The following is a 13067-nucleotide window of genomic DNA, read 5'->3' on the forward strand; positions in this document are numbered from 1 at the left end:
GTCCTAGCTTTCTGCTGCGTCGCCTGCGATATCGACAACAATGACCGAAATGTTGTCCCGGCCACCGGCCCTCAGCGCCGCCTGCACCAGGGCATCGGTGGCCTCCTGGGGGTGCGCGATCGAGGCGAGCAGGTCGAAGATCTGTTCGTCACCGACCTCGTTGATGAGACCATCCGAGCAGACCAGCATGCGATCGCCCGCAGCGGCGGGGATCAGCCAGAAATCGGCGTCGATATCGCTCCCGGTACCCAGCGCGCGGGTGACCACGTGCCGTCGCGGGTGGGTCAGGGCCTCCTCGGGAGTGATCCGGCCGTAGTCCACGAGTTCCTGCACCTCGGAATGATCAACGGTGATCTGCTCCAGACCGCCCTGGCTGAAACGGTACGTGCGCGAATCACCCACGTTGAACACCAGCCAGTAGGGGACGCCCGTCTCCTGCACCAGCACCGTCCCGCTCAGGGTGGTACCGGCACGCCCGCCCGTCTCCGCGCGGATCTGCTCATCGGCGTGGACCAGGAGTTCCTGCAGTTCATCAGGGTCAAGATCAGGAAAAGGGTGTCCGGCGATCCGGCTCTCGCCGAGAGTGCGGATACAGATGCTGCTGGCCACTTCGCCCGCCTCGTGGCCGCCCATCCCGTCGGCGACGGCGAAGATGGGGTTGGCCGCGATGAGCGAGTCCTCGTTGTGCTCGCGGCGCAGCCCGACGTCCGACGCGTACCCGCAGCTCACCGTGAGGTCGAGGCCCGCGGCCGATGTGTCGTCGGTTGTCATTTACGCCCTGTCATCCAGCTTCCGTCAATGCAATGTGTCACGTAGTTACTTGGCTACCCTAGCCGACCGTCCCTAGAGGCCGGTGCCGTGGGGATTTCTGCCCCGCGTCGCTAGTCGAGGACCAGTCCGGTGCCGGTGCCCCGTGCGAGGGTCACCGGGGTGACTTCGCCAAAGCCCCTGATGGTCCGCGCTTTCTGCGGGATCAGGACAAAGCGCTCGTTTTCCCGCAGGGTCGCTGCCGTCGACGCGTCGATCAGGACGGTGCCGGGCTCCGCCAACGAGGTCAGGCGCGACGCCAGGTTCACCGTCGGCCCGTAGATGTCGCCGAGACGGGACAGGATGCGGCCCCACACCATTGACACGCGGGCCGAGGGCAGCAGGTGATCCTCGGTGAACGCCTTGGCCAAGGCGAGCGAGATTTCGGCACCGGCCTCCGGCGATTCGGCGATGTAGAGCACCTCGTCGCCGATGGTCTTGACGAGCCTGCCGCCTCCGACCGAAATGATCTCGGCGCAGACGTTCTCGAAGCGTTGCACCAGGTGGGCAAGGGTGCGCTCGTTCATCTGCCGGGACAGGCTGGTATAGGAGACGAGGTCAGCGAAGCCGACGGCGCGGGCCAGGGGCAGCGGGGCGTCGTCCTCGTCGCCCATCCGGCCCTCCGCGCTGGCCTGGAGACCGGATTCGGCGCGCAGTGCGAGCCGTTGGACCGCGGCGTTCAACTGCCGGCGCCACGCGTAGACCAGCGTCTTCTCCAGGGGTTCGATGAGGTCGGGCAGTTCGGCGACCAGGGCCTTCCGGGCGACGGCGTCGGGGATCTGCCGCTGCGCAGCCATTTCCTCGACCAGTGCCTCGATCTGCCAGACCACCATCCGGTCGGTCATCTGCCCGATGGCCCGGGTGATGGAGATGGCGGCGTTCTCGGAGACCTTCTCGCTGCGGACCAGTTCGATGATGGTGATCAGCGCATCCTTGTCCTTCTCAGTGAAGGCAACGTCCTCGTCGGAGATGTTCGGGAAGCCCATGGCCCGCCAGAGCTTGCGTGCCGACAGCAGGGACACCCCTGCGCGGGCGGCAACGTCACGGCGTCGCAGGGTCCGCTCGGCACCGAGGAGTTCGATCTCCAGGTTCCGGATCGCCTCGCGGCTCAGCTCCACCTGGGGAACTTCCAACTGAGGAACGTCGGTTCCCGATTCGTAACCCCTGATCGCTTCGGAGCCCTTCCCCGCCGATTCCGGGGCAGGGGTGGGCTGCGACTCGTCCTGTTCCCTGTCGGACTGGTCGTCAACCGTCATCCGCTCTTCTCCCGTCCGTGCTGTCATCCGGTGATCAATAACCCTCGAGGTCGTGCACCTGGTCAGCTTCCATGTCTACACCATCAAACATCACAGTCAGTGGGAGGTCGCCGATCGCCTCCACCATGAACTCCTTGAACGTGTGGACCTGGGGCATGTCCGGGTAAACCACGGTCCGGTCGCGACCCAGATCCACCGTGAGGTTTCCGCTGCCGGTGGAGCGCTGCAGCAGCGTCTGGGAAGTGTCCAGCTGGTAGATGCTTGCCAGCGCCAGTTCATGCTCGCGCCGGGTCGAAAACCCGCGGCGGGTGATCAGCCGGCGGCTGGTCAGGATGTACCGCATTCCCCACCAGCGCATCAATGGCCGCACAAACATCCGCAGCAGGATCAGGACCGCCACCGCCAGGATAAGGATCACCGCGAGCGGCACCCAGTCGACCAGGGTGGGCGGGAGACCCTGCCTGCTCAGCAGACCCAGCCCGAACCCAGTCGCCGCCAGGACCACCAGCACTCCCACGAACGGCAGCGCCAGCGGCCGCGGGTGAGGACGGGTCCGCACAATCACATGCTCCCCCGGCGCGAGTTTCAGTCGCACAGTGCTCAGCCGCCCACGTTAGGGGAACTGCCGCACGTGCACGACGTCGCCCGCCGTGACAGTGTGCAGTTCGTCGTCGTCGTCGCGGACCAGCAACGCGCCGTGGGCATCAAGACCCAGCGCGCGGCCCAGAAGTTCCATCCCGCCCGGCAGCTCGACCCGGACGCGCTCACCCAGGGTCACCATGCGGTCACTCACCCGCTGCGCGAGGGTAGTGCCGTCCGCCCATTCACGGCGGGCGTCGCCGTCGACCGCCTGGAAGGCGGCATAGTGGTCGGCGAGCCGGCGGAGGAACGCCCGCAGCAGCACGTTCCGGTCGGTGGTGGTTGCATATTCGAGCAGCAGGCTGGTGGCACTGGGGACGGGCAGCTCCTGGTCGGTCAGGGACACATTCGCTCCGACGCCGACGACGACGGCCGCTGGCCCCCCACGGTCGTCGGCGACCAGCTGCGCCAGGACACCGGCGAGTTTCCGCCCGTCGACCAGCACGTCGTTGGGCCATTTCAGCTGGGGACTGATCTCGGTGCGCTCCTCGATGCTTTCCGCCAGTGCGAGCGCGGCGAGCAGGGAGAGCCAGGAGTAGCTCTGCGTGGGCAGCGGCCGGCCCTGCGGGTTACGGGGTCGGAACAGGATGCTCACGATCAGCGAGGACCGCTCCGGGGCGATCCATTGGCGGTCCAGCCGTCCGCGTCCGGCGCTCTGCTGTTCGGCGGTGAGGACGCTGAGGTCCGGCCACTCACCCGCCCGGTGCTGGGCGTGCTGGACCAGGTCGGTATTGGTGGATCCGGTTTCGGCGACGACGTCGAGCCTGCCGTACGGTCCCTTGGGCGCGCACAGGGCGTCCCGGAGCGCCGCTTCGTCCAAACCGGGGCGTTCAAGGTTGGAGTAGCGGGAAGTCATACAGCGATCTTACCCAGCACGGCTTTGGCCGGGCATTTGTACAGCTGTGGCGGGTCCCCCTACCGGGCTTGTACACCTCTGGTGGGTTCTCCGCCCCACCACCCGCCACAACTGCACACGAGGGACGACGGACACCGGACGCCGGACAATGGACCCGCCACAACTGCACAAATGCTGGTGACTCTCGTCGGTGCCGACCGGACCTACCCGCCACAACTGCACACGCGGTCCAACGCTGTGGATAACAATCCCGTGGCGTGGCTGTTTGCGGTCCAATGGAGCCATGACACAGCGCATGCCGCTCCCTGGACCCATCGACGGGCGGTCATTCACTACCATCGCCGCGGCAGCCATCGGCGTTCCGCGCAGCCGGACCCGGGCCAGCGACCTGAGCCTTCCGAGCAGGGGCATCCGGGTGCCCCGACAATCCACTCAGGGCATCCTCGATCGGTGCCGCCCCTACACCGAATTGGCCCCCGGGTCCTTCATCAGCCACACCACCGCAGCGGCCATCCATGGGATACCGCTGCCAAGCCGGTACAGCGTTGATACGGTATTGCATTTGTCCCGGAGCGCAGGGAAAGCTGTGCCGCGCCGGCGCGGCGTGCACGGGCATCGGCTCGCACTCCAACCGGGCGACGTCCTCGATCGCGATGGTGTGCCCGTGACAACACCGGCTCGCACCTGGCTGGACCTTGCCGGCTTGCTGACACACGAGGACCTCGTGTGTGCGGGCGACTATCTCGTCTGCTCGCACCAGCGGTCCTTCGGCGAGACGAAGCGCGCCATCATCCAACTCGCCGCTCTGGGCCAGTTTCTGGACCACCGTAGCGGAACGCAGGGAATCCCGGCCGCGCGCGCCGCCTTCGCCAGGCTAAGGGTGGGTGTCGATTCACCCCCTGAGACCCGGGTCAGGTTGGCACTTGAGGATGCTGGACTTCCACGCTTCACTGTCGATTGCCCTGTATTCGACCCGACAGGGGGCGTCGCATTCTGGACCGATCTTGGGTGCGAGGAGTATCGGACCTGTCTTGAGTACGACGGCTCCCATCACCTGACCCCTGAACAGCAGTCAGCCGACGCCCGCCGCGATGCCTGGGCAGCCGAACTCGGCTGGGCCCAGGTCAGGTTCAACAAACTGGACCTCCGGCAGGGGAGCAACTGGATCGTGGCGAAAGCCGCGAGCGCGCTCCGCCGCCAGGGGTGGCCCGGCTAGAGGAAGATATCGGGGACCAGCTGGTCCTCGGTGGCTCCCAAGCTGTACCTGGAGAAGTCGGTGACACCTTCGTCGCGCAGCACGCCCTCGTCGGTGAAAAAGTTGCCGGTACAGGAGCGGGAGGGTCGAACCAGGATCGCATGGGCGGCGTCGGCGACGATCTCAGCATTGCGGGCGCCGTGCACAATCTGCTCTCCGCCGGGGAGGTTACGGATCGCAGCGGTGTCGATCAGGGTCTGCGGCCAGAGTGAATTCACCGCGATCCCTTCGGCCTTGAATTCCTCGGCCAGTCCGAGAGTGGTCAGGCTCATCCCGTACTTCGCCATGGTGTAGGCCAAATGGATGCCGGCCCACTTCGGTTCCAGGTTCAATGGCGGCGACAGTGTCAGGATGTGTGGGTTTTCCGAGGCCAGCAGCGCCTCCAGCGAAAGCTTGCTCAACAGGAACGTACCCCTGACGTTGATGTCGGCCATCAGGTCGTAGCGCTTCATGCTGACCTCCCGGGTTGGGGAAAGATCGATGGCCGAGGCGTTGTTCACGACGACGTCGATCCCGCCGAACTCGGTGGTGGCCGCCGCGACGGCGGCAGCGACGTCGTCGTCGTTCCTGACGTCTCCGACGATGGGCAGGGCGTTGCCTCCGGCGTCGCGGATCTGCTGGGCGGCGGTGAACACCGTGCCGTCGAGCTTGGGGTGCGGCTCCCCCGTTTTGGCCATCAGGGCGATGTTGGCGCCGTCGCGCGCGGCGCGCAGGGCGATCGCGAGGCCGATCCCCCGGCTACCGCCGGACATGAGAATGGTGCGACCCGCAAGGGTGGCTGGGCTGGACTGACGTGGGGCGTCGTTGCTGGCGGTCATGAAGTAAGAATAGTGGGGCGGGGGCCCGAAAAACCTAATTGTTACTCGTGGGTAACATGCGGCGTGGAGCTAACACAGCGAAGCGGAAATTGTAGGTGTCCTACAGTCCGGACGGCCAGAACCGTCACTAGACTGGGTGAAACGCCGGACGTTTTGTGGAAAACCTACTTAACCCCGACAACGGCCCGTTCACCGCCAACCCGGAGACTCAATGCAGCCTGGCTCAGTACCTTTGGTCGCGCAGGATCACTCGATCGACCTCACCACCACCGCAGGGAAGCTCGCCGATTTCCGTCGCCGCGAGGGACTCGCGCAGCAACCGTCCGGCCCCGAGTCGGTCGCGAAGCAGCACGCGCGGGGCAAGAACACCGCCCGCGAGCGCATCGATCTGCTGGTGGACCCCGGTTCCTTCGTCGAGTTCGATGCCCTGGCAGTCCACCGCTCGACGGCGTTCGGCATGGAGGCGAAGAAACCCCTGGGCGACGGCGTCGTCTCGGGCTACGCAACGGTGGAGGGCCGCCAGATCGCCGTCTACAGCCAGGACTTTTCCGTCTACGGCGGGTCGCTGAGCCAGGTCAACGGCGAGAAGATCGTCAAGGTCCAGGAGTTCGCGCTCCGGAACGGCTGCCCGGTGGTTGGGATCAACGACGGCGGCGGCGCCCGGATCCAGGAGGGCGTGTCCTCGCTGGCCATGTTCGCTGACATCTTCCGGAACAACGTCCACGCCTCGGGGGTGATCCCCCAGATCTCCCTGATCATGGGGCCCTGCGCGGGCGGTGCCGCCTATTCCCCCGCCCTCACCGACTACGTGGTGATGGTGGACAAGACCTCCCACATGTTCATTACCGGACCCGACGTGATCAAGACGGTGACGGGCGAGGACGTCGACATGGAGACCCTCGGCGGCGCGCGGCAGCACAACTCCACCACCGGGACGTCCGCGTACCTCGCCTCCGACGAACGCGACGCGATCGACTTCGTCAGGGAGCTGCTGGATTTCCTGCCCTCGAACAATCTGGCCGAGGCACCGCTCACCGAGTTTGTCGAGCAGCTGGAGCTCACCGAAGAGGATGAGGAGCTCGACACCCTGATCCCCGACTCGGCGAACCAGCCCTACGACATGCGCACGGTGATCTCCACGATTGTCGACGACGGCCACTTCCTCGAGATGCAGTCCCTCTACGCACCGAACGTGATGATCGGGTACGCCCGTGTGGAGGGCCACACCGTCGGGATCGTTGCCAACCAGCCGCTGCAATTCGCCGGCACCCTGGACATCGCCGCGTCCGAAAAGGCCGCCCGCTTTGTCCGGAACTGCGACGCCTTCAACATCCCGATCCTCACCCTTGTGGATGTGCCCGGCTTCCTTCCCGGCAAGGATCAGGAGTTCAACGGCATCATTCGCCGGGGCGCCAAACTGCTCTACGCCTACGCTGAAGCCACTGTCCCCAAGCTCACCGTCATTACCCGCAAGGCGTACGGCGGCGCGTACATCGTGATGGGCTCCAAGAAGCTCGGTGCCGACCTCAACCTGGCCTGGCCTACCGCGCAGATCGGCGTGATGGGAGCCCAGGGGGCCGTGAACATCCTCTACCGCGGTCACCTCAAGTCAGTGGCCGACGCGGGCGGCGACGTCGAGGCCGCCCGTGCCCAGGTGATCACCCAGTACGAGGAAGAGCTCCTCAACCCCTACCAGGCAGCGCAGCTGGGCTACGTCGACGCCGTGATCGCGCCGTCGGACACCCGGCAGCAGATTGTCCGCGGGCTGCGGGCCCTGCGCGACAAACGGGCCACCAACCCCGCCAAAAAGCACGGGAACATCCCCCTGTGACCATTACCCCGATCCGGCCCGGCCATTCCGCGGCCGACGACGACGCCGCCGCCCCCGCGGACGCTGTGTTCTCAGTGGTGCGTGGCACCCCGACGGCCGAGGAGCTGGCGGCGCTGACCGCCGTCGTCGTCGCGCTCTCCAGTGATTCCCCGGAGCCCGACACCGGAACCCCGCACCGCACCTGGGTCCGCCGGAACCAGCTGCGCCTGGCGCCCCTGCCCGGGCCAGGCTCCTGGAAACGCAGCGGCCGCTAGACCCCTGTGAGAGGGAGCGGTCTCACCTGCCACTAGGATAGTCAGGTAATTCTGTCGGCAGAGGAGATCGATACATGACCGGCAGGCACACCAGCCGCGCACCTTGGTGACTGCACCAATCCTTCCGGCGCCCGGGGCAGTGAAATCCGGCTACCGACCGGAGGTGCAGGGCCTGAGAGCCCTCGCCGTGTTGATGGTGGTGGTCTACCACGTCTGGCTGGGGCGGGTCTCCGGGGGCGTCGACGTTTTCCTCCTCATCTCCGCGTTCCTCCTCACCCTCTCCTTCACCCGCAAGCTGGAGACCGGGACGCCGCTGGACCTGCTGCGGTACTGGGTCAACCTCTTCCGGCGACTGGTACCGATGGCGGCCCTGACCATCGTCGTCACCCTCGGAGCCGTACTGGCTTTCGTTCCCCGGGGACGCTGGACGGAAATCCTCGACCAGGCGTGGGCCTCCCTCTTCTACTTCCAGAACTGGCTGCTCGCGGCGAACTCGGTCGACTACTACGCCACCGACCACAGCACCGCGAGCCCGTTCCAGCACTTCTGGTCACTCTCCATCCAGGGCCAGGTCTTTATCCTGTGGCCGTTGCTGTTCGCGGGCGCCGCCGTTGCCGCCCACCGGTTCAGGATCAAGCCGCGGAGGGTTCTGATCGGGTTGTTCGGCCTGGTATTCGCCTCGTCGCTCGCCTACTCCGTGTGGCAGACCGCGACAAACCAGGCTTTTGCCTACTTCGACACCCGCACCCGGCTGTGGGAATTCGCCCTCGGGTCACTGATAGCGCTGGCCTTGCCCTACGTTCGGCTCCCGGTGCTGAGCCGGGTTGTCCTGGGCTGGGTCGGCATCATCGCCATGCTCGCCGTCGGAATCGTCCTCCAGGTGGAGCAGCAGTTCCCCGGCTATATCGCGCTCTGGCCAACCCTCGCCGCCGCAGCAGTAATCAGCGCGGGCGGCACCGGAAGCCGGTTCGGCGTGGACCGGTTCCTTTCCTCGCGTCCGCTGGTGCGGTTGGGGGACGCCTCCTACGCCCTCTATCTGGTCCACTGGCCGTTGCTGGTGGTCTTCCTGATCAACCGGGACCAGGAATCGGCCGGGTTGTTTTCGGGCCTGGCAATCATCGCCGTATCAGTGCTCTGGGCGATGGTGACCACCCGGTTCATCGACAAACCCATCCGACAGTTGAAGTGGGCGGCACGGAAACGGAGGCGGTCCGCCGTCGTCATCGCCCTCTGCGCCATCTTCGTTGGTGTTCCGGTGGGAGCCTGGCAACTGCAAATCCACACCGCCGCGACCGCAGCCGCTGATGACGCCAACAACCCGGGCGCTGCCTCCCTCCGGGAGGGATTCGTTCCCTTCGGTGATGACCAGGCTCCCCTGATGCCGCTGATGACGGCTCTGGACAGAGAATGGGTCAATCTTGAGGAGGACTGTTCCGGCGCATTCGACGCCTCCTCCTTCGGCTTATTGCAGGCTGGCTGCACCCAGTCGACAGTTGAGGACCCGACCAAGCTGGCAGTCGTTGTCGGGGCATCGCACCCGCAGCAGTGGGTGGCAGCGATCGAGCCCGTGTCCAAACGCCAGGGCTGGGACCTCGTGGTGCTGCGCAAAGGGCAGTGCCCCTTCGGTGCGCCGGTCGGACAGGAACCGGTCGAGAACTGCGACCAGTGGAACGCCGATGTGCTCTCCTACCTGGAGGAGGTGAATCCCGACCTGGTCTTCACCGTTTCCTCCACCTCACACCACACCCGCCCCGACGACCGCCTTGTTCCCGGCTATGAGGAAGCCGCACAGCGGATCATGGCTGGCGGCGCCCAGGTCATCGCCATCCGTGACAATCCACGGTTCGGGATCAACATTCCTGAGTGTGTGGAAAGCTCCGGGCAGGATGACCCATCCTGCACCTTCGACGTCGGAGACAAGCTGGCGCCGGTGAACCCGGTGAATGAGCTGGCCGCCCGACTCCCGGCGTTGCACTCGATCGAGCTGACCGACCTGATCTGCCCCGACGGGGTTTGCCCACCGGTGATCGGCAACGTCCTCGTCTACATGGATGACAACCACCTCAGCAAAACCTATATCAAGACGATGGTGCCAGAGTTCGAACGACGTCTGCTGGAATCCCTGGACTAGCCGCCCGCCCACGCTCCCGCCAGCCGCCCCGACGTCAACGGGGATCCATCACTGTCCCCATAAACAGGGGCATGCCGGTCTCCGTGTGGATGATCTGGTACTGGAACGGCCGGTCGAGGACGAAGTCCACGTCGGAGGTAGGCATCCCCGATTCGACCATGTTGATCTGCGTGACGGCTGCTGCGATCGTGCCTCGTTCGGCAACCGTGATGTTCGCCTCCTGTGCCGCACCCGAAACATAGAGGTCGGGATTGATCGGGCTGAAGTCGGGATATTCGCCGAAGGTCTCGGTCAGGCCCATGTTTGCGAGCAGCTCCAACAGATCCTGGTGGTAGCGGTGATCGAACTTCGGCAGGACCAGGCCGACGACGACCGCTGATCCGCTCTCCATCCCCACCCGGACGTCAGCGAGCTGGCTCGCGCTCATCACCGGCGACCCTCCCTGATCCGGCAGAATAAGCCGCATCTGGAAACCCTCGTTGTAGGGCAGATCCATTGCTGTCCACCCGTCGCCGGAGGCGTAGTTGGCCGATACCAGCTGCCGCATCATGTCGGCCTGGATGGTCCCGCCATCGGTGAGCTGGAACGGCCCCGGCGCGGTATCCACGGGGTCGAAGGGGGTTGCCCACGCCGCCGCGAAGTAGACGGTGTTGAGCAGGCTGACCCGGGTGTCGGGATCATAGTCCAGCGGCGCTTGGTCGATCCGGCCGCCGGTGTGCTCGCTGATCCAGGCGTTGATCGTGTCCTCGGTGGAGCGGTCGCTGAAGTCCACCGGGTACACGCCCGAGCCGTACTGGGCAGCAAGCGTCTGAAGGAAGGTTTCCCCCACGGTCAGGCCGCGATCAATGAAGATCCCGTTCGCCAGGTGCAGGAGCGGGGCTTCGGGCGGATCGTCCTCGTCGACTGTCCCGGGATCACCGTCGTGTTCCTGCCACAGGGCCAGCAGCGCGTTCATTGCCTCGTCGCGGTTCTCGGCAGGAAAACCGAGCACCTCGTCCATCTCGGCCGCCGTCGTCGTCGCTGCCCCGGCACGCAGCATGGAGAGCGCATACAGGGCGCTGACCGGGCTCGTCACCGCATTGTCGGTCGGGTCGGCGCCGGCGAGCATCACTGCGCCCAGCCGGAACGATGAGTCCCGCAGGCTGGCCACTGCCTCCGGGTAGTCCCCGACCTGAACGGCTGCACGGTCAACCTCGTCGGCGCTGAGAAGATCCGGGGCGGTGGGGGTGCACCCCGTCAGAGCCATCGTGGCGGCGGAGAGCCAGGCCACTGCGACGATTCTGCGAACCCGCACCATTGATCTCACCCTTCGCTTCCTTGCCCGCGGCGGCATCACTGAGTCCAAGGTACTTCCCCAGCAGGGGCACCGACCGGGAACGCAGGGCACAATCCGGTTACAGCCGATTACCGTGGCTCAAAGCAACCACTCGGGCGGCAAAACGGCTAGGCTCGATCTGTGAACAATGAGACCCCCGCCACAGCTAGCCAGTCGCCCGCTTCGCTACCGACGCGCGCCAAGACCGCTATCGACGCCGTCGCCGACGCCTATACCGAGACCCTGCTGGAGCTCGATCCGGGCTTCGCGACCGAGCTCGGATTCCCCGGCCACGAAACCGAATACCGCGACTACTCCCCTGCCGGCCTTGAGGCCTGGGCCGAGGCCACGAGGGAAACCCTCGGTCGTCTCACCGATCTGGAACCCGCCGACGACGTCGACCGCGTCACCCTCGACGCCATGCAGGAGCGTCTCGGCCTTGAACTGGAAATCCACGCGACCGGGCTGAACCTGGCCGATCTGAACAACCTCGCATCCCCCGCCCAGGAGATCCGGGCGATCTTTGACCTGATGCCCACCGCGACGGCCGACCAGTGGGGCCATATCGCCGGCCGCATGCACAACATCCCCGATGCCCTTTCCGGCTATATCAGCTCCCTGCGCTCCGGCAAGGACCGTGGTCTGGTTGCCGCCGAGCGCCAGATCAAGATCGTGATCGGCCAGACCGCTAAGTACGCGGAGGACGGCGGATTCTTCGATGAGTTCGTGTCGAACGCGTCGCTGGACGACGGCGCGCTGCCGGACCAGGTGCGCCAGGACCTGGTAGCAGGATCGGCTGCGGCGCGGGCCGCTTACGGACGCCTCGGCGCCTTCCTGCAGGATGAGCTGCTCCCCGCGGCGCCGGCCAAGGATGCGGTGGGCCGCGATCACTACGCGCTGATGTCGCGACGGTTCCTGGGCGCCGTCGTCGATCTAGAGGAGACCTACCGGTGGGGAGTCGAAGAGCTTGATCGGGTGATCGCCGAGCAGGAGGTAGTGGCGAATGAGATCAAGGCCGGCGCCTCCGTCGAGGAAGCCATGAAGATCCTCGACGAGACCCCCGAACTGCAGCTGCAGGGCACCGACGCCCTGCAGGCCTGGATGCAGCAGCTCTCCGACAAGGCTGTCGACGAGCTGGCCGGGGTCCACTTCGATATCCCCGACATCATGCGCACCATCGAGTGCAAGATCGCTCCGACGCATGAGGGCGGCATTTACTACTCAGGGCCCAGCGACGACTTTTCCCGTCCCGGCCGGATGTGGTGGTCGGTACCGGAGGGCGAGGACTCCTTCACCACGTGGAAGGAGACCACCACCGTCTACCACGAGGGTGTTCCCGGGCATCACCTGCAGATCGCGACGGCCACCATGCAGCGCGGGCTGCTGAACAACTGGCGCCGCAACGCGGTGTGGGTCTCCGGCCATGGCGAGGGCTGGGCGCTCTACGCCGAGCGGTTGATGCAGGAACTGGGCTACCTTGACCACCCGGGCGACCGGCTCGGCATGCTCGACGCGCAACGGATGCGGGCAGCACGGGTGGTCTTCGACATCGGGGTTCACCTGGAACTGGACGTTCCCGAACGCTGGGGCACCGGTACCTGGACGCCTGACAAGGGCTATGAGTTCCTGAAGAAGAACATCGCCATCTCGGAGGGCCAACTGGACTTCGAGTTCAACCGCTACCTGGGCTGGCCGGGTCAGGCCCCCTCGTACAAGATTGGGCAGCGGCTCTGGGAGCAGATTCGCGACGAGGTCCGGGGCCGCGAGGGCGACGCGTTCGACCTGCGCGGTTTCCACACCCGCGCGCTGAACCTCGGATCTGTCGGGCTCGACACGCTGCGCCGGGCACTGGTCGGCTAGACACCGTCACCCTGCGAGGGGATCAGTCTGCTGTCACGGGGCGCG

At 65.9% G+C, this 13067-nt stretch carries 11 protein-coding genes; 5 read left to right on the forward strand and 6 right to left on the reverse strand.

Going from position 1 to position 13067, the window contains the following annotated elements:
* Positions 1-3 precede the first annotated feature (3 nt).
* The 4 genes from HMI57_RS12595 to HMI57_RS12610 all read right to left on the reverse strand — a co-directional run bounded on the left by HMI57_RS12595 (position 4) and on the right by HMI57_RS12610 (position 3558).
* Positions 4-771, reverse strand: a complete 768-nt coding sequence (locus HMI57_RS12595; protein WP_171586355.1) for a protein phosphatase 2C domain-containing protein — start codon at positions 769-771, stop codon at positions 4-6.
* 110 nt (positions 772-881) lie between these two features.
* Positions 882-2063: an adenylate/guanylate cyclase domain-containing protein gene (locus tag HMI57_RS12600; RefSeq protein WP_171586356.1), complete on the reverse strand. Its 1182-nt coding sequence runs from the start codon at positions 2061-2063 to the stop codon at positions 882-884.
* A gap of 34 nt (positions 2064-2097) precedes the next feature.
* Positions 2098-2658 carry a PH domain-containing protein gene (locus HMI57_RS12605; protein ID WP_171586357.1) on the reverse strand — a complete coding sequence of 187 codons (561 nt, stop codon included), beginning with the start codon at positions 2656-2658 and terminating at the stop codon, positions 2098-2100.
* Positions 2659-2676: 18 nt separating this feature from the next.
* Entirely contained in the window at positions 2677-3558 is an 882-nt protein-coding gene (locus HMI57_RS12610; RefSeq protein WP_171586358.1) for a biotin--[acetyl-CoA-carboxylase] ligase, read from the reverse strand.
* Between the two features lie 283 nt (positions 3559-3841).
* On the opposite strand from HMI57_RS12610, the gene HMI57_RS12615 reads away from it, so the two are divergent.
* Positions 3842-4774, forward strand: coding sequence for a DUF559 domain-containing protein (locus tag HMI57_RS12615; protein WP_225667945.1), 933 nt, complete (start codon positions 3842-3844; stop codon positions 4772-4774).
* Here HMI57_RS12615 and HMI57_RS12620 read toward each other — a convergent pair.
* Positions 4771-5631: an NAD(P)-dependent oxidoreductase gene (locus tag HMI57_RS12620; RefSeq protein ID WP_171586359.1), complete on the reverse strand. Its 861-nt coding sequence runs from the start codon at positions 5629-5631 to the stop codon at positions 4771-4773. The genes HMI57_RS12615 and HMI57_RS12620 overlap by 4 nt on opposite strands.
* Positions 5632-5842: 211 nt before the next feature.
* Here HMI57_RS12620 and HMI57_RS12625 point away from each other — a divergent pair, with 211 nt between their 5' ends.
* From HMI57_RS12625 to HMI57_RS12635, 3 genes are all read left to right on the forward strand, one after another.
* Positions 5843-7462 carry an acyl-CoA carboxylase subunit beta gene (locus HMI57_RS12625; RefSeq protein ID WP_171586360.1) on the forward strand — a complete coding sequence of 540 codons (1620 nt, stop codon included), beginning with the start codon at positions 5843-5845 and terminating at the stop codon, positions 7460-7462.
* Entirely contained in the window at positions 7459-7716 is a 258-nt protein-coding gene (locus HMI57_RS12630) for an acyl-CoA carboxylase subunit epsilon (protein ID WP_346655204.1), read from the forward strand. The genes HMI57_RS12625 and HMI57_RS12630 overlap by 4 nt, the downstream gene beginning before the upstream one ends.
* A gap of 106 nt (positions 7717-7822) precedes the next feature.
* A complete protein-coding gene (locus tag HMI57_RS12635) occupies positions 7823-9847 on the forward strand; it encodes an acyltransferase family protein (RefSeq protein WP_346655205.1) in 2025 nt (674 codons plus the stop codon).
* Positions 9848-9881: 34 nt separating this feature from the next.
* Here the strand turns inward: HMI57_RS12635 and HMI57_RS12640 are convergent, their stop codons facing one another.
* Positions 9882-11144 carry a serpin family protein gene (locus tag HMI57_RS12640; RefSeq protein WP_228721099.1) on the reverse strand — a complete coding sequence of 421 codons (1263 nt, stop codon included), beginning with the start codon at positions 11142-11144 and terminating at the stop codon, positions 9882-9884.
* A 159-nt stretch (positions 11145-11303) separates the two neighbouring features.
* Between HMI57_RS12640 and HMI57_RS12645 the strand changes: the two genes are divergently transcribed.
* Complete coding sequence (locus tag HMI57_RS12645) at positions 11304-13022, forward strand: DUF885 family protein (protein WP_171586361.1); 1719 nt, start codon at positions 11304-11306, stop codon at positions 13020-13022.
* Positions 13023-13067 lie beyond the last annotated feature (45 nt).

The sequence above is a fragment of the Arthrobacter sp. 260 genome, from assembly GCF_013116745.1.
GTDB lineage: Bacteria > Actinomycetota > Actinomycetes > Actinomycetales > Micrococcaceae > Arthrobacter_D.

Bases quoted from the DNA above. Each gene is read 5' to 3' on its own strand.
- HMI57_RS12600 (WP_171586356.1), bottom strand. From the start codon at position 2,063: ATGACGGTTGACGACCAGTCCGACAGGGAACAGGACGAGTCGCAGCCC.
- HMI57_RS12640 (WP_228721099.1), bottom strand. From the start codon at position 11,144: ATGGTGCGGGTTCGCAGAATCGTCGCAGTGGCCTGGCTCTCCGCCGCC.
- HMI57_RS12625 (WP_171586360.1), top strand. From the start codon at position 5,843: ATGCAGCCTGGCTCAGTACCTTTGGTCGCGCAGGATCACTCGATCGAC.
- HMI57_RS12620 (WP_171586359.1), bottom strand. From the start codon at position 5,631: ATGACCGCCAGCAACGACGCCCCACGTCAGTCCAGCCCAGCCACCCTT.
- HMI57_RS12595 (WP_171586355.1), bottom strand. From the start codon at position 771: ATGACAACCGACGACACATCGGCCGCGGGCCTCGACCTCACGGTGAGC.
- HMI57_RS12615 (WP_225667945.1), top strand. From the start codon at position 3,842: ATGACACAGCGCATGCCGCTCCCTGGACCCATCGACGGGCGGTCATTC.
- HMI57_RS12610 (WP_171586358.1), bottom strand. From the start codon at position 3,558: ATGACTTCCCGCTACTCCAACCTTGAACGCCCCGGTTTGGACGAAGCG.